Genomic DNA, 14,525 nt, shown 5'->3' with positions numbered 1-14,525 from the left:
GGACCGGGCGGTGGCCCCAGCGTCGGCGGTGGCTCCGGCACGGGCGCGGTGCCGCTCGGGGTGCGGGTCGTGCGGAAGGTCTCCTCGACCCGGGCCTTCGCCCGCGTCGCCCCGCACGTCATCCCCGTGCTGGACCGTGCCGTGCACCGGCTGACGCGCGGGAAAGCGCTGCTCAGTACGCGGATGCTGCCGGGCGTCGTCCTCACCGCGACCGGCGCGCGCACCGGGCTCGCCCGGCGCACCCCGCTGGCCTGCATGCCCGAGCCCGAGCGGGGGAGCTGGCTGCTGATCGGCTCGAACTTCGGCCGGCCGGGGCATCCGGCGTGGACGGCGAACCTGCTGGCCCACCCGGACGCAGAGATCAGCTGGCGCGGCACGGACATCCCCGTCACGGCCCGGCTGCTCCAGGGCGAGGAGCGGGCGCGGGCGTGGGCGGCGGCGCTGCGGTTCTGGCCGCCCTATGCCTCGTACCAGGCACGCGTGGAGCGGGAGATCAGGCTGTTCCGCCTGGAACGGCGCTGACGCGCCGGCGCGGGGGAGCGGGGCGTCGGGGCGTCGGGGCGTCGGGGCGCGGGAGGATACGCGTGGGCCCCGGGAACTGCAACGGCGGCGGTCCACGATCGATCGATGCGCGGACCGCCGCCGTACGACAGGACCAGAGGGCGGGCTACTTCGTGGGCTTCTTGCCCGTCACGCCCAGATGCACCAACAGCGCCACGTTCGGCTTGAGTTCGGCCTGCTTGACACCCCAGCTCTGGAAGCCCTTCTGGTGGGAGGCGACGGCCGCGAGCATGGCGACCAGCGAGCCGGCCACGGCGGCCGGGCTCACGTCCTTGTCGACCTTCCCCTTGTCCTGCAACTCCTTGACGGCGTCGGCGAGGGAGTTGTTCACCGAGTTCAGGATCTTCATGCGGATCTTGTAGAAGCGCTTGTCGCCCTCGGCCGCGCCGAGGTCGACGACCCGCAGGATCGCGTCGTTCTTGCGCCAGAACTCCAGGAAGCCGTCCACGAGTTCCTGCGCGGTCGCCCAGCCGGCCTTCCCGACCCAGGAACGGTCGGCGACCAGCTCGGTCAACCCCGCCCCCTCGGCGGCCATTTGCTCGGCGATCTCCAGGACGGCGCCTTCGACGTCCGGGAAATACTGGTAGAAGGTCGCGGGCGAAGTGCCCGCCTTTCGGGCGACATCAATGACTTTGACGTCCCGGTAGGGCGAGGAGCTGAGCATCTCGCCGAGGCAGTCGAGCAGCTTCTGACGTGTTGCCTGACCACGCCGCCCGGCCACACGGCCGTCGACGGTACGTACTTGTCCTGTCATGCCGTCAGCTTACCGAGGGGTGATCGGAGCGCGATCTGGCCGACTGCAAATGGGGTTGAGGCCGGAAATAGCGCCCCGGACGGCGGTGCGCGAGCCCGCCCCCAGGGGCCGGAATTGGCCAGACGTTCGAATCGGGGCCGCGGCGCCCGATGCGGCCTGGCTAGCGTCTGCGGTATGCACCCGGACTACCCCGAGGGCGCCCCCTGCTGGGCGGACGTCCGGCTCCCGGACGTGGAGGCCGGCAAGCGGTTCTACGGCGACCTGTTCGGGTGGACCTTCGACGAGGGCGCGACCGCCGAGCGCGGCTACTACACCGCCGCCTACGCCGAGGACGCCGCCGTCGCCGCCCTCGCCCCCGCCCCGCCGGGCACCCGCGCAGCCTGGACCGTCCACCTCGCCGTGCGGGACGCCTACGCCGCCGCCGACCGGGTCCGCGCCGCCGGCGGGCGCCTCGTCCTCGGGCCCGTCTCCGAGGGCGCCGCCGCCACCGTCGCCCGCGCCCGGGGCCCCGAGGGCGCCCCCTTCGGGCTCTGGCAGGCCGGCAGCCACCAGGGCTTCGGGCGCACCCGGGCGCCGGGCGCCGTCACCCACGTAGAGCTGCGCACGCCCGCGCCCGCCGTCAGCGACCCCTTCTACGCGGACGTCTTCGGCTGCACCGCCCGCGACCGCGCCCCCGGCGCCCGCGACTGGCTGCCCCGCGCCCCCGCCGCCGCCCACCACCCCGCCCCGGCCACGCCGCTGCCGCCGAACGGGTCACCCGTGCCGCCCGCCGCGCCCGCCCTGGCCCGTGTGCACGAGGTCGGGGCCGCCGCCCGGTTCGTCGTCCATTTCGGCGTCGCCGACCCCGCCGCGGCCTGCGCGACGGCGCTGAGGCTCGGGGCATCGTTGCAGGTGGCGCCCTATGACACCGCGTACGGGCGGACCGTCGTGCTGTGCGACGACCAGGGGGCCGAGTTCGCCCTGCGCGGGCCCCTGGATGTCTGAGACACCCCGGTATGCCCCCGGGTTCGCAACCGGCGCCCCCGCCAGGAAGAATCGGGGGCGTGCCGCCGTGGCGCTGCGGTGGTGAGACGCTGACGGGGGCTCGTATGTGCGGTGGACCAGGAAACCCGGGGATCCCGGCCCCGCACGGGGAGGTGGCAGGCTAGTGGTGGATTCGCTGACGCAGCACGATCCGAGGCGGATCGGTCCGTTCGAGGTACTGGGCCGGCTCGGCGCGGGCGGCATGGGCCTGGTCTATCTGGCGCGCTCGGCCTCAGGGCGGCGCGTCGCCATCAAGACGGTGCGCACCGAACTCGCCGAGGACCAGCTCTTCCGGGTCCGCTTCACGCGCGAGGTCGAGGCGGCCCGCGCGGTGTCCGGGTTCTACACGGCCGCCGTCGTCGACGCCGACCCGCGCGCCGCCGTGCCGTGGCTCGCCACCGCGTACGTGCCCGCCCCCTCGCTCGAAGAGATAGTGAACGAGTGCGGGCCGCTGCCGGCCCAGGCCGTGCGCTGGCTGGCCGCCGGTGTCGCCGAGGCCCTCCAGTCCATCCACGGCGCGGGCCTCGTCCACCGCGACCTGAAGCCGTCGAACGTGCTGGTCGTCGAGGACGGCCCGCGCGTCATCGACTTCGGCATCGCGTCCGGCGTCTCCAATACGCGCCTGACCATGACGAACGTGGCGGTGGGCACGCCCGCCTACATGTCGCCCGAGCAGGCGAAGGACTCGCGGAGCGTGACCGGCGCCTCCGACGTGTTCTCGCTCGGCTCCACCCTGGTCTTCGCCGCGACGGGGCACGCGCCCTTCCACGGCGCGAACCCCGTCGAGACGGTGTTCATGCTGCTGCGCGAGGGCCCCGACCTGGAGGGCCTGCCGGACGAGCTGCGCCCGCTGATCGAGTCGTGCATGCAGATGGACGCGACGCTGCGCCCCTCGCCCGCCGACCTCCAGGCGCAGCTCGCCCCGCATCTGTTCGGCTCGGGCAGCGACGACAGCGGCACCGCGTCGGCGTGGCTGCCCGAGCGGTCCGTCGCCCTGATCGAGTCCCGGCGCGGCGGCCGGACCGTCGTACGGTCGCAGCCGCGTACGCCGGGGCCGGCCGCGCCGGTCCCGGCGATGCCGCCGCAGCCGCCCGCGCGTCCGCCGCTGCCCGCGACCGACGGCTGGCGGGCCGCGCCCGCCGCGCCCCCGGCGCCCGCCGACGGCCCGGTCCGGCTCGCGGGCGCCCAGGTGCCGATCGGGCCCGGACCCCGCGTCGCCGACGCCCGCGCCGCCGCCGTGCAGGCGCCGCCCGCAGCGTCCGGCCTCGCCGCGTCCTGGTCCCGGGTGAAGCCCTCGGCGAGCGGCGCGGCCGACCCCGTCGTGCCCGCGCCCGCCGCGCCGGAGCGCACGTCGTGGCGGCCGTGGCGGTTCCGTATGTCCAACGACGTGTGGGGCACCCCGACCGTCGCGGGCGACCTCGTCTACGTCACGTCCTTCGAGGTCCACGCCCTGGACGTGGCCACCGGCAGGCGCCGCTTCAAGACCCGGGACGTCGCCTGGTCGATGGCGGTCGCCGACGGCCGCGTCCACGCCTCCGACGGCCCGACCCTGTGGACGCTCGACGCCCGCGAGGGCACCGACCTGTGGCGCCGCTCCACCGACGCGTGGGTGTACGCCCTCCAGGCCGACCGGGGCACCCTCGTCACCGCCACCCGGGGCGGCGGCGTCCAGGCCCGCGAGGCGGGCAACGGCGAGCTGCTGTGGGAGATCACCGGCTGCCAGAGCGACTTCGAGGCGCCCGAGGCCGGGCCCGTCGTCCACGACGGCACGGTCTACGTCTGGCAGGACGCCCGGCTGCGCGCCCTCGAGGCCCGTACCGGCGAGGAGCGCTGGTCGTACCCGATCGGCGACGCGGCCTCCTGCGGCGGCGTCCCGGTCCGCCTCACCCCCGCCGACGACGGGTACGTGTACGTCGCCGCCGGCACCCGCGTCCTCGCCGTCGAGATCGCCACCGGGCATGTGCGCTGGCACTTCGAGGCGCCGGCCGTGTTCCTGTGTCCGCCCGCGTTCGTGCCGGGCCCCGCGGTGACCGGCGGGGGCGTCTACCTCGTCGACCACCTCGGCACGGTGTACGCGCTCGACGCGACGGACGGCCGGGACCGCTGGCGCATCGCCACCGAGCCGCGCCCCTCGGCGGTGGACCCGGTCCTCGTCGTGCAGGGGCATGTGCACGTCGGCTCCGGGCAGGGCCTGTACACCCTTGACGCGGTGACCGGCACCCCGAAGTGGCGGTTCCAGGCGGGCGGCGAGATCGTCGGCTCGCCCGTCGTCGCCGAGGAACGTATCCACTTCGGCTCCAGCGACCACCTGCTGTACACGCTGAAGGCCGACGACGGCCGGCTGCGCTGGAAGCTGGCCACCGGCGGCGCCATCACCGGCACGCCCGTGGTGCGCGAGGGCGTCGTCTACGCGTGCAGCAAGGACCGCTGTGTGTACGCGCTGGACGCGGAGAAAGGCACCGGGACGGACACGAGCCGGTAGCGGGCGGCCCCCGCCGGGTAGGGTGCCCGGCGTGATACGACGGGGATGGAAACTGGCGGGGGTCGCCGCACTGGTGGTGCTGGCGCTGACAGGCTTCTCGACCGGGCGCGGCCACGGGCGCGGCGGTCACGGGGGACACGGGGTGCACGGCGGCGGGGGCGGGTGCAGCAGCAGCTCGCAGCGGCACGACAGCTCGTCGTCCACCTCGTCCGGCACGTCCGGCGACGGGGCCTCGGGCTCATCCGGTTCGTCGGGGTCCACGTACGGCGACGACGACCTGTACGGGTCCGGCTCGTCCAGCACCTCCGGCTCGGCCTCCGGGGGTGCGGCCCGCACGCCCCGCTACCGGCACACGCCCACCGCGAGCGCGTCCGGCGGCGGCTCGTACGCCCAGGACGGCACCGCCCGCCTCGTGCGCTGCGCGGGCGCGACCCGTCCGTACGCCACCGTCGAGGTGCGCAACCCCAACAAGGCGACGAAGACGTTCTCGCTCTCGCTGACCTTCCTGGACGCCCAGGGGCTGACCGTGACCACCGGCCGGGGCGAGGTCAAGGTCAAGGGGCGCGCCACGGCCACCACGAAGGTCAAGGTCGGTGGCGAGGGGCTGGCCGCCGAGGTGCGGCGCTGCGAACTGGACCCGGTCGCCTCGGTCCGCCGCTGACAGAACCGCCGTCGAGGGCCGCGCGCCGCGTCCGGGTCAGCGCACCCGGTGGCCGCCCTGCGATCGGGACGTGAAGAGCGCGCCCTGTTCGCCGGGTGGCAGGTTGCCGAGGGCGATGAGCTGCGGGGCGTGACCGAAGGCGTGGGCGCGGCCGGGTTCGGTCGCCGCCCACAGCGCCCGTACCGTGCCCTGCACGGCGGCCGTCGGGTGCCCGGCGATCACCGTCGCGCACCGCACGGCCGCCTCCCGCGCCCCGCCCGGTGCGGTCAACTCCGCGACCAGGCCCACCTGGTGGGCGCGGCGGGCGCCGAGCCGTTCGGCGGACCCCATGAGCGCGAGCCGCGCCACCTCGCCGGGCGGCATCCGCTGGGCGAGGTAACCCGTCTCGTACGCGCTGACCATGCCGTACGTGGTGTGCGGGTCGAAGAAGACGGCGTTCTCGTCGGCGATCACGAACTCGGCCTCGCCCAGCAGGTAGAACGCGCCGCCGCACGCCATCCCCGACACCGCCGCGATCACCGGTTTCCACAGGTCGCACGCCTTCGGTCCGATGGACAGCAGCGGATCGTCCAGGGAGTACGGGGACGTGGGCTGCGGGCCGCCCGTGTCGTCGCGGTCGACGCCGGTGCAGAAGGCGCGTTCGCCCGCGCCGGTCACGACGATCGCCCGTACGGTGTCGTCGGAGCGGAACGCCCGCCAGGTCGCGGTGAGTCGATCCGCCAGGGCGGTGTCGACGGCGTTGAGGCGGTGCGGGCGGTTCAGGGTGACGACGGCGACCCCGGTGTCCGCGTCGACGTCCACCAGGAGCGGGGGCGCGTCCGTCATGGCCGCTCCAGGACCCAGCGCGGTACGACGGTGCCCTCGACGTCCGCGAACACGGCCTGCACCCTCGCGCCGATGCGGATGCGGCTCGGGTCCACGGAGTCGAGCGGGGCGTCGGCGGCGGTGACGAGGTTGCCGACGAGCCGGATGCGGGGGTGTTCGGCCAGCTCCACGATGATCGCGTTGTACGGGGCGTGGGCCGCGTACGCGGGGAGCAGCGGGGGGTGGGGGACCACGTAGGACCAGATGCGGCCCTTGCCGCTCACGCGTTTCCACGTGGAGTCGAAGGACTGGCAGTGGGGGCAGCAGGGGCGGGGTGGGAAGCGGGGTTCGCCGCAGGCGGGGTCGGCGCAGGTCTGTACGCGGAGTTCGCCTCGGGCGGCGTAGGTCCAGAAGGGGGCGCCGTCCTCGTCGGGGGTGGGGGTGAGGAAGGGGGTTCTGGGGGCGGGTGTTTTTGGGGCGGGTGTTTCGGTGAGCGGGGCTGTGGGTGCGGCTGGGGCTGTTGCTGCTTCTGTGTCTGCGTCTGCCATGTGTCTGTCCTTGGGTGGGTGCGGCTTCGTTGTGGCTGGTCGCGCAGTTCCCCGCGCCCCTTGCGGGGCGCTGATCAGCGGTGTTTTCAGGGGGAGGTGAGCAGGAGGGCTGAGGTGGGGACTCCCTCGCCTGCTGTGACCAGGCAGGTGCGGGCGTCCGGGACCTGCGCGGTGCTCGTGCCCCGGAGCTGTTTGACGCCCTCGTTGATGAGGTTGAAGCCGTGGACGTACGCCTCCGAGAGTCCGCCGCCGCCCGTGTTCAGGGGCAGCCGGCCGCCGATCTCCAGGGCGCCGCCCTCGGTGAACGCGGCGCCCTCGCCCCGGCCGCAGAAGCCGTAGCCCTCCAGGGACAGCGGGATCAGCGGGGTGAACGCGTCGTAGATCTGGGCCACGTCGATGTCGTCCGGGGTGAGGTCCGCGTGCTTCCACAGATGGCGGGCGGCGGTCCAGGCGGGGCCGCTGAGCGGGTCGTCGTTCCAGTAGTTGACCATGCCATGGTGCTGGGCGGGCAGGCCCTGGGCGGCGGCGTGGACGTACACCGGGCGGCGGCGGCAGTCGCGGGCGCGGTCGGCGGAGACGACGACGCAGGCCAGCGCCCCGTCCGTCTCCAGGCAGTTGTCGAACAGGCAGAGCGGCTCGCTGATCCAGCGGGAGTTCATGTACATGTCCCGGGTGAGGGGACGCTCGTACATCATCGCGGCGGGGTTCTGGTTGGCGCGGTTGCGGCAGGCGAGCGCCACGTTGAAGAGGTGGTCGCGGGTGGCGCCGTACTCGTGCATGTAACGGCGGGCCAGCATGCCGATCTCGTCGGCGGGGCGCAGCAGGCCGAAGGGGCGGGTCCACTGGGCGGGGGTGGGGAGCTGGACGGCGGTGTTCTTCCAGGGGCGCGGACCGCTGCCGCGTTTGCGGGAGCGCCAGGCGACGCCGACGGTGGCCTGGCCGGTGGCGACGGCGGCGGCGAGATGGCCGACGGTCGCGCACGAACCGCCGCCGCCGTAGCCGACCTTGGAGAAGAAGGTGACGTCACCGGCGCCGATGGCCTTGGCGACCTCGACCTCGTCGGTCTCCTCCATGGTGTACGAGGCGAACGCGTCGACCTCGCCGGGCGCGATGCCCGCGTCGTCGAGCGCGGCGAGGATCGCGCGGCACGCCAACGTCTTCTCGGATTCGGGGAGTTGCTTGGCGAACGGCGTCTGGCCTATGCCGACGATCGCCGTCGCTTCCTTCAGTCCCGTCATGGGCACCCCCAGCGCGTGCGTCCCGTCTGCTGACAGCGCGTCAGGCTACAGCTAATCTGACGGATAGTCAGCTACGGTGCGGCGGGAGGTCGTTCGATGCGTGAGGATGCGGGCGCGGGTGAGGCGGGCGCCGGAGGCGCGGTCGCCGGAGATGCGGGCGGCGAGGGTGCGGGCGGCGAGTGGGGCACGATCCCGGAGCTGGTGCGTGACGCGGCGGCCCGGCACGGGCACCGCGAGGCCGTCGTCGAGGGCCGCACCCGCCTCACCTACGCCGAACTCGGCGAGCGGGTCGAACGCGCGGCGGCCGGCTGCCTCGCCGCCGGGGTCCGCGCGGGCGACCGCGTCGCCGTCTGGGCGCCCAACACCCTGGACTGGATCGTCAGCGCGCTCGGCGCCGTCACCGCCGGGGCCGTCCTCGTCCCCCTCAACACCCGCTTCAAGGGCGCCGAGGCAGCCGACATCCTCGCCCGCTCCCGCGCCCGCCTCCTCTTCGTCACCGGCACCTTCCTCGGCACCTCCTACGTCGCCTCGCTGCGCCGCGCCCAGGAGGCGGGAGCCGAACTCCCCGCGCTCGAACAGGTGGTGGTCCTCGCCGACTCCGCGCCGGACGCCCCCGGCTACCGCACCTGGAAGGAGTTCCTCGCCGCCGGCGACACCGTCACCGCCGCCGAGGTCCGCACCCGCGCCGACGCCATCGACCCCGCCGACCCCAGCGACATCATCTTCACCTCCGGCACCACCGGCCGCCCCAAGGGCGCCGTCATCACCCACGGCCAGACGCTGCGCGGCTACGCGATCTGGGCCGACCTCGCCGGACTGCGCGCGGGCGACCGCTACCTCATCGTCAACCCGTTCTTCCACACCTTCGGCTACAAGGCCGGCATCCTCGCCTGCCTGACGCGCGGCGCGACGATGGTCCCGCAGCCCGTCTTCAACGTCGACACCGCGCTCGCCAACATCGCCGCCGAGCGCATCTCCGTACTGCCAGGACCGCCCACCCTGCACCAGTCGCTCCTGGACCACCCTGCCCGCGACGCGCACGACCTGTCCGCGCTGCGCCTCGTCGTCACCGGCGCCGCCGTCGTCCCGCTGCGGCTCGTGGAACGGCTGCGCGGCGAACTCCACGTGGGTACCGTCCTCACCGCGTACGGCCTGTCCGAAGCGGGCGGCATCGTCACCATGTGCCGGCGCGGCGACCCCGCCGAACTGATCGCCGCGACCTCCGGGCGGGCCATCCCCGGCACCGAGGTCCGTGTCGAGGCCGCCGCGGGCGAGCCCGGCGAGGTCCTCGTCCGCGGCTTCAACGTCATGCGCGAGTACTTCGAGGACCCCGCCGCCACCGCCGAGGCCATCACCCCCGACGGCTGGCTGCGCACCGGCGACGTCGGCGTCCTCGACGACGCGGGCTATCTGCGCATCACCGACCGCATCAAGGACATGTTCATCGTCGGCGGCTTCAACGCCTACCCCGCCGAGATAGAACAGCTCCTCGGCCTGCACCCCGACGTGGCCGACGTGGCCGTCGTCGGCGTCCCCGACGCCCGGCTCGGCGAGGTCGGCAAGGCGTACGTGGTCCGCAGGCCCGGCGCCACGGTCACCGCCGACGACCTCATCGCCTGGTCCCGACGCGAGATGGCCAACTACAAGGTCCCCCGCGAGATCACCTTCACCGACGCGCTCCCGCGCAACGCGAGCGGCAAGATAGCCAAGACGATCCTGCGGTCTGCCAACTGACGCGCATTCAACGGCACTTCACGCCCCCGACCGCCCGCTGCTGTGACCGGGCACGCCCCTCACCTCGCCTGGGTACGCTGCCGCCATGATTCGCGCAGTGATGTTCGACGTCGGTGAATGCCTCGTGGACGAGACCCGGGAGTACGGGACCTGGGCCGACTGGCTCGGGGTGCCGCGGCACACGTTCGCCGCGATGTTCGGCGCCGTCATCGCCCAGGGCCGGGACTACCGCGAGACGTTCCAGGAGTTCCGGCCCGGCTTCGACCTGTACGCCGAACGCGAGCGCCGCGCCGAGGCCGGACAGCCGGAACACTTCGGCGAGGACGACCTCTACCCCGACGTCCGCGACTGCCTGCGCGCCCTCCGCGCCGACGGCCTCTGGCTCGGCATCGCCGGCAACCAGACCGTGCGCGCGGGCAGGATCCTCCGCGAGCTGTTCACCGGCGACGTCGACCTGATCGGCACCTCGGACGACTGGGGCGTGAGCAAGCCCGACCCGCTGTTCTTCGAGCGCGTCGCCGAGGCCGTCCCGCACGCGCCCGACGAGATCCTCTACGTGGGGGACCGCGTCGACAACGACCTGCGCCCCGGCGCGCAGGCCGGGATGCGGACCGCGCTCGTGCGCCGCGGTCCGTGGGCGACGATCCAGTGGAACACCGAGGAAGCGCGGTCGCTCCCGACATTCCGGGTGGAGTCGCTCCTCGAACTGTCTCCGAAGATCAAGGAGTTCAACGAGCAAGCGCGCTGACGGCCGCCGGCCACCCGTACAGCCGGTGACCGGCGGGACGCCGTTCTCCTCCGGGAGGGTGGGCTGTTTCGGCATGCCCTGTTACGCGACGGGCCCTCCGAGTCGCTGGGTGTGCAGCATCAGCAGCGCGGCGACCGCGTTCGCCGACCGGACCTCACCGCGGGCAATCAGTTCGGGAACCTTCACCAGCGGCACCCACTCCCGTCGGGCCGACTCGAAGTCGTCCTCAGGGATCTGCCGCACCTGCTCCGCCGTGTCCGACCAGTACACGCGGTGGTGCGACGTCGAGATCCCCGGCATCGGATCGACCGCCAGCAACAGCCGCATCGGGCCGGGCCGCCACCCGGTCTCCTCCTCGAACTCGCGCGCAGCCGCAGCAGCCGGGTCCTCGCCCGCCCCCGTCCCGCCAGAGGGGAGTTCGTATCCCCAGGCGTCGGTGATGAACCGGTGCCGCCACAGGAGCAGCACCTCGTCCGCCTCGTTCACCACAGTGGCGACGGCGACCGGACGGAGCCTGATCACCGTGTGGTCGAGGTGCCGCCCATCAGGTAGTTCGACATCAGCCATGTTCACCTGGCACCACTTGTTCTCGTACACGGTGCGCTCGCCGAGGTTCCGCCACACTGACACGCTGCTGCCTCTCGTCGGGTACGCGACCCATCCGACCACAAGCGGCTACAGCGGGATGCGCAGGGTGTCGTCGATCCTCCCCACGACGTCGCGCACGCTCCTGCTGCGGGTGGCGGCGAGGCTGCGGCGGACTCCGGCGAGCCGGTCGTACAGGCGGTGGGACTCCATTCCGGCGACGGTGTCGAGCATCCGCTCGGCGGTGCCTGCGGCGTGGTCGACAGAGCCGGCCCGCATCTGGCAGTCCGCGAGGGTGGCGAGCCGGTGAACCCGTCCGCGGGCGTGGGCCTGGATCTCGACAGCCTCCGCCGCGAACTGCTGCGCGGGCCCCGTGTCGCCGAGCCGCATGAGGGTGTCCGCGAGCGCGGTCTCAAGGAGGCCAGGCTGGACGTACCCGGTCTCGGCCGGTTCCTCGTCGAGCCGGATCCGCCCGGCTGCCGTCTCCGCCTGCGCGATGGCCCGCCGCGCGCCTTCGTGGTCACCCATCCGCGCGAACGCCTTGGCCTGCATGGCGTGCAGGTCGGTGGCGAGCGCGGGCGAGATCGCATGCCCGGCCGTACGCAGCCCGGCCTCCGCGAACGCCACAGCCTGCCGCAGCTCGCCGAGGTAGATCGCATGGTTGACGAGCAGCGCTATCACGTACCCGCCGAACGCCCGGTCGCCGGACGCCTTCGCCAGACGGAGCGCCTGGTGGTAGTAGCGCTGCGCGAGGCCCTGCGCGTTCGAGTCGTACGCGCAGATCCCCGCGATGGCGACGAGCCCGCCGACTGCCCGGTGCAGCTCCCTGCCGGTGCCGTCGGTGTAGGTGCCGCGCATGAGGGGTGCCGTGTCCTGGACGAGGAACCGCAGCACTCGACCGCGCGTGGCGACCCCGCCCGCCTTGCGGTACATCTGCTCGTAGTGGGAGCGGGCGGTGCGGAGTTGCTCGACGTCGGGCAGGCCGACACGGATGGTTCCACGGCTGGAGACGTCGGTGTCGTCCGGCGGGTTCTCCCACTCCCACACGGGGCCGACGGCGGGCAGTCCGGTGATGACGGGCGCCTGTTGGAGATCGTCGCGCTGCTGGTGGTCGCCGCGCCACAGGGCGGTGGCCTTCCCGATGAACCCGTCGAGGGGAGTCCCCTCGGACTGGGCGGCGGCCGTGCCCATGCCGATGTCGTCGAGGCTGAGACGTCGGCCCAACCGCGCCCCCAGAACGTCGGCGATCAGGTCCGCGACCTGGCCGCGCGGGCGTTGCCCTTTCAGCCAGCGGATGACGGAGCTGTGGTCGTAGCGCATCTTCATCCCCTGTGCTGCCCCGGCCTGGTTGACGCGTGCGGCGAGTCCCTTGCGGGACATGCCGGCCTCATCGATGAGTGCGTCGAGCAGGGTGTTGGGTTCCATCTCGTGACCCCCGAACTACTCAGTGCGACGAGGGTAGTGAGGTCCGCTCCACACAGTGTGTGAACGGCCCGAGGTGACACGCACGCCGCACTCACTCCCGGCGGGGCACCCGTTCAAGAACGATGGGATTCCACCGCAGGGAGAGGGGGCAAGGATGATCGGCTCCATGCCGCGCTCGCACCACGTGGAGGTGCCGGCGTCCGAGATGACCGAGGACCAGATGTGCGGGCGAGCGTGCGCCCGGTGCGCGGAGCCCGTCGTCGGCGCGGCGAGCGTCGACCTCGGCGAGCACATCGACCCCGGCGCCCAGCGGCGCATCTTCCCGAGGGCCTGCGGATCCTGCGCGGGGGTGTCATGACCGCCCCTCAGATCGAGGCGGCCGAGGCGCCCGCGCGTATTGCCGTGGACGTGCCGTGGCCCGAGATGACCACCGCCCAACGGCACGGACTCGCGTGCGCCTGGTGCGACGAGAGCCTCGCCGGGTGGCCGAGCGTCAGCCTCGGCCGGCGCCGTGCCCCGGACACCGGGCGGATGATCGCCCCTCGCGGCTGCCACGACTGCACGGTCATGTTCGTCTACCTCCAGTTCCTGGAGCACACGATCACGTGCGCGCAGTGCGCCCTGCTCGGGCTGGCCTGCCCCGCCTCCGCCCTGCTGCGACGCGCCCTCAGCACAGGACGGTGGACGTGACCGCCCCACTCGACCTCCAAGGGATCCGCGCCGCCGCCCGCGCCGCCGAGCAGGTCGTGTACTCCGAGACGCCGCGCGCCCGGCTCGACGAGATGGTCGACGGCATGACGGTGCTCCTGCGAGCGCTCACCCGAGAGGAGCTGTACCAGTCCGAGAAGGACCACCGTGCCGCCCTCAACCTCGCCAACGTGATGGTCAGCCCCGAGATCAAGGCGACCCCCGACGACCCCGATCTCACCGCGTACCTGCACCTCGGCATGCTCGGGGTGGCCGTGTCGAAGCTCGTGCAGCAACTCGACCCACCGCCGCCCAGCACGTTCATCGGCCGGCGGGACCTGCCGCCTGTACGCAAGTGCATGGCCTTCGACGGTGAGCCGTGGTGATCTGCGCCCGCTGCAAGCTCCCGATCCGGCCGGACGAACCCGCCGAGGTACAAGCGGCGTTCAGCGCCTCCGGCCCTGGCAGCAGCGTGTGGGTCCACCGCGACGGCTGCCCGCGCCTGCCCGCGCCCCGGCAGGCCGGACCGGTCGGCTTCGGCTGACCGCCTTCAACCCCCGCCCTTCGACCAGCCCCGTGTCGAGCGGCGGGCAGGCGGGCCGTCCGCCATCCAGGCAGGCGGCCCGCCGACCACGCTCCACCTGCCTGGACCGGCATCCGACCAAGAACGTCCGGTCCAGGCAGGCCAACCACCTGATCGCAACCAGGCACCAGGAGGCTACCCATGAGCACATCCACCCAGCCCCAGCCCGTTCCCGCCATGGCGCGCTTGCTCCTCGACGACACGACGTTCGAGTCGTGCCGCCGCACCGTCATGGACGGCAACCCGGACATGAGCGTGGAGATGGCCGGCCGCATCGTCGACGAGGGCATCAAGTTCGTCACCGCCTGCTCCCGCAACCCGGGCGTCGGCCTCGCACCGTCCCGGATCGTGGACGAGGGCTGGCACGCCCTGCTGTTGCACACCGCGAAGTACGCCGAACTGTGCGAGCAGCTCGGCGGCGAGTTCGTGCATCACTACCCGGGCTACGATCCGACGAACTACGACCCCGCGATCCTCGACCGCACGCGCGCGACGATCGCGGACCTCGGCTGGACCGCCGACGACGAACTGTGGTCCGCGCCCACGGACGAGACGCTCGTGTCGGTGGCCGCGAAGTGCCAGCACGCGCCCGAGTGCACGATCCGTCCCATGCCGAAGCCGGACTGGCCCGTACTCTGAGCGCGGAGGTGTCGCATGGCCGACTGGATCGACCCGAGGTACGCCTGGCTGGT

At 73.2% G+C, this 14,525-nt stretch carries 17 protein-coding genes; 11 read left to right on the top strand and 6 right to left on the bottom strand.

Going from position 1 to position 14,525, the window contains the following annotated elements; all coding sequences use genetic code 11:
* The first annotated feature begins 48 nt into the window (after positions 1 to 48).
* Positions 49 to 522, top strand: coding sequence for a nitroreductase family deazaflavin-dependent oxidoreductase (locus tag ACZ7LY_RS08220; protein ID WP_471623852.1), 474 nt, complete (start codon positions 49 to 51; stop codon positions 520 to 522).
* Between the two features lie 145 nt (positions 523 to 667).
* Here ACZ7LY_RS08220 and ACZ7LY_RS08215 read toward each other — a convergent pair whose 3' ends face one another.
* Complete coding sequence (locus tag ACZ7LY_RS08215) at positions 668 to 1,315, bottom strand: TetR family transcriptional regulator (protein ID WP_471623701.1); 648 nt, start codon at positions 1,313 to 1,315, stop codon at positions 668 to 670.
* Between the two features lie 174 nt (positions 1,316 to 1,489).
* On the opposite strand from ACZ7LY_RS08215, the gene ACZ7LY_RS08210 reads away from it, so the two are divergent.
* The 3 genes from ACZ7LY_RS08210 (at position 1,490) to ACZ7LY_RS08200 (ending at position 5,481) form a co-directional block, all read left to right on the top strand.
* Positions 1,490 to 2,299, top strand: a complete 810-nt coding sequence (locus ACZ7LY_RS08210) for a VOC family protein (RefSeq protein ID WP_471623700.1) — start codon at positions 1,490 to 1,492, stop codon at positions 2,297 to 2,299.
* Positions 2,300 to 2,462: 163 nt separating this feature from the next.
* Entirely contained in the window at positions 2,463 to 4,820 is a 2,358-nt protein-coding gene (gene afsK / locus ACZ7LY_RS08205; protein WP_471623699.1) for a protein serine/threonine kinase AfsK, read from the top strand.
* A 31-nt stretch (positions 4,821 to 4,851) separates the two neighbouring features.
* The gene (locus ACZ7LY_RS08200) at positions 4,852 to 5,481 is read left to right on the top strand and encodes a hypothetical protein (RefSeq protein WP_471623698.1); all 630 of its coding nucleotides are present in this window, start codon (positions 4,852 to 4,854) and stop codon (positions 5,479 to 5,481) included.
* 36 nt (positions 5,482 to 5,517) lie between these two features.
* On the opposite strand, the gene ACZ7LY_RS08195 is transcribed toward ACZ7LY_RS08200, so the two are convergent.
* The 3 genes from ACZ7LY_RS08195 to ACZ7LY_RS08185 all read right to left on the bottom strand — a co-directional run bounded on the left by ACZ7LY_RS08195 (position 5,518) and on the right by ACZ7LY_RS08185 (position 8,071).
* Positions 5,518 to 6,306: an enoyl-CoA hydratase/isomerase family protein gene (locus ACZ7LY_RS08195; RefSeq protein WP_471623697.1), complete on the bottom strand. Its 789-nt coding sequence runs from the start codon at positions 6,304 to 6,306 to the stop codon at positions 5,518 to 5,520.
* Positions 6,303 to 6,833, bottom strand: coding sequence for a Zn-ribbon domain-containing OB-fold protein (locus ACZ7LY_RS08190; RefSeq protein ID WP_471623696.1), 531 nt, complete (start codon positions 6,831 to 6,833; stop codon positions 6,303 to 6,305). Before ACZ7LY_RS08190 ends, ACZ7LY_RS08195 begins: the two co-directional genes overlap by 4 nt.
* An 86-nt stretch (positions 6,834 to 6,919) precedes the next feature.
* Positions 6,920 to 8,071: a lipid-transfer protein gene (locus ACZ7LY_RS08185; RefSeq protein ID WP_471623695.1), complete on the bottom strand. Its 1,152-nt coding sequence runs from the start codon at positions 8,069 to 8,071 to the stop codon at positions 6,920 to 6,922.
* A gap of 96 nt (positions 8,072 to 8,167) precedes the next feature.
* Between ACZ7LY_RS08185 and ACZ7LY_RS08180 the strand changes: the two genes are divergently transcribed.
* Both ACZ7LY_RS08180 and ACZ7LY_RS08175 read left to right on the top strand, forming a co-directional pair.
* A complete protein-coding gene (locus tag ACZ7LY_RS08180) occupies positions 8,168 to 9,805 on the top strand; it encodes a FadD3 family acyl-CoA ligase (protein ID WP_471623694.1) in 1,638 nt (545 codons plus the stop codon).
* 85 nt (positions 9,806 to 9,890) lie between these two features.
* Positions 9,891 to 10,553, top strand: coding sequence for an HAD family hydrolase (locus tag ACZ7LY_RS08175; protein ID WP_471623693.1), 663 nt, complete (start codon positions 9,891 to 9,893; stop codon positions 10,551 to 10,553).
* Positions 10,554 to 10,634: 81 nt separating this feature from the next.
* Here the strand turns inward: ACZ7LY_RS08175 and ACZ7LY_RS08170 are convergent, their stop codons facing one another.
* Positions 10,635 to 11,183 (bottom strand): NUDIX domain-containing protein, encoded by a 549-nt coding sequence (locus ACZ7LY_RS08170; protein WP_471623692.1) that lies wholly within the window; start codon positions 11,181 to 11,183, stop codon positions 10,635 to 10,637.
* Between the two features lie 45 nt (positions 11,184 to 11,228).
* Complete coding sequence (locus tag ACZ7LY_RS08165) at positions 11,229 to 12,563, bottom strand: transcriptional regulator (protein ID WP_471623691.1); 1,335 nt, start codon at positions 12,561 to 12,563, stop codon at positions 11,229 to 11,231.
* Positions 12,564 to 12,717: 154 nt separating this feature from the next.
* Here ACZ7LY_RS08165 and ACZ7LY_RS08160 point away from each other — a divergent pair, with 154 nt between their 5' ends.
* From ACZ7LY_RS08160 to ACZ7LY_RS08140, 5 genes are all read left to right on the top strand, one after another.
* Positions 12,718 to 12,921: a hypothetical protein gene (locus tag ACZ7LY_RS08160; RefSeq protein WP_471623690.1), complete on the top strand. Its 204-nt coding sequence runs from the start codon at positions 12,718 to 12,720 to the stop codon at positions 12,919 to 12,921.
* A complete protein-coding gene (locus ACZ7LY_RS08155; RefSeq protein WP_471623689.1) occupies positions 12,918 to 13,253 on the top strand; it encodes a hypothetical protein in 336 nt (111 codons plus the stop codon). The genes ACZ7LY_RS08160 and ACZ7LY_RS08155 overlap by 4 nt, the downstream gene beginning before the upstream one ends.
* Complete coding sequence (locus tag ACZ7LY_RS08150; RefSeq protein ID WP_471623688.1) at positions 13,250 to 13,636, top strand: hypothetical protein; 387 nt, start codon at positions 13,250 to 13,252, stop codon at positions 13,634 to 13,636. The genes ACZ7LY_RS08155 and ACZ7LY_RS08150 overlap by 4 nt, the downstream gene beginning before the upstream one ends.
* Positions 13,630 to 13,794 (top strand): hypothetical protein, encoded by a 165-nt coding sequence (locus ACZ7LY_RS08145; protein WP_471623687.1) that lies wholly within the window; start codon positions 13,630 to 13,632, stop codon positions 13,792 to 13,794. Before ACZ7LY_RS08150 ends, ACZ7LY_RS08145 begins: the two co-directional genes overlap by 7 nt.
* A 180-nt stretch (positions 13,795 to 13,974) precedes the next feature.
* Positions 13,975 to 14,472, top strand: coding sequence for a glycine-rich domain-containing protein (locus tag ACZ7LY_RS08140; RefSeq protein WP_471623686.1), 498 nt, complete (start codon positions 13,975 to 13,977; stop codon positions 14,470 to 14,472).
* Positions 14,473 to 14,525: the final 53 nt, after the last annotated feature.

The sequence above is a fragment of the Streptomyces sp. NPDC107550 genome, assembly GCF_055639095.1.
The sequence above is the reverse complement of the archived record's forward strand: the minus strand, read 5'-3'. Positions and strand labels throughout refer to the sequence as shown.

Bases quoted from the DNA above. Each gene is read 5' to 3' on its own strand.
- ACZ7LY_RS08140 (WP_471623686.1), top strand. From the start codon at position 13,975: ATGAGCACATCCACCCAGCCCCAGCCCGTTCCCGCCATGGCGCGCTTG.
- ACZ7LY_RS08185 (WP_471623695.1), bottom strand. From the start codon at position 8,071: ATGACGGGACTGAAGGAAGCGACGGCGATCGTCGGCATAGGCCAGACG.
- ACZ7LY_RS08215 (WP_471623701.1), bottom strand. From the start codon at position 1,315: ATGACAGGACAAGTACGTACCGTCGACGGCCGTGTGGCCGGGCGGCGT.
- ACZ7LY_RS08155 (WP_471623689.1), top strand. From the start codon at position 12,918: ATGACCGCCCCTCAGATCGAGGCGGCCGAGGCGCCCGCGCGTATTGCC.
- ACZ7LY_RS08190 (WP_471623696.1), bottom strand. From the start codon at position 6,833: ATGGCAGACGCAGACACAGAAGCAGCAACAGCCCCAGCCGCACCCACA.
- ACZ7LY_RS08175 (WP_471623693.1), top strand. From the start codon at position 9,891: ATGATTCGCGCAGTGATGTTCGACGTCGGTGAATGCCTCGTGGACGAG.
- ACZ7LY_RS08160 (WP_471623690.1), top strand. From the start codon at position 12,718: ATGATCGGCTCCATGCCGCGCTCGCACCACGTGGAGGTGCCGGCGTCC.
- ACZ7LY_RS08180 (WP_471623694.1), top strand. From the start codon at position 8,168: ATGCGTGAGGATGCGGGCGCGGGTGAGGCGGGCGCCGGAGGCGCGGTC.
- ACZ7LY_RS08210 (WP_471623700.1), top strand. From the start codon at position 1,490: ATGCACCCGGACTACCCCGAGGGCGCCCCCTGCTGGGCGGACGTCCGG.
- ACZ7LY_RS08195 (WP_471623697.1), bottom strand. From the start codon at position 6,306: ATGACGGACGCGCCCCCGCTCCTGGTGGACGTCGACGCGGACACCGGG.
- ACZ7LY_RS08165 (WP_471623691.1), bottom strand. From the start codon at position 12,563: ATGGAACCCAACACCCTGCTCGACGCACTCATCGATGAGGCCGGCATG.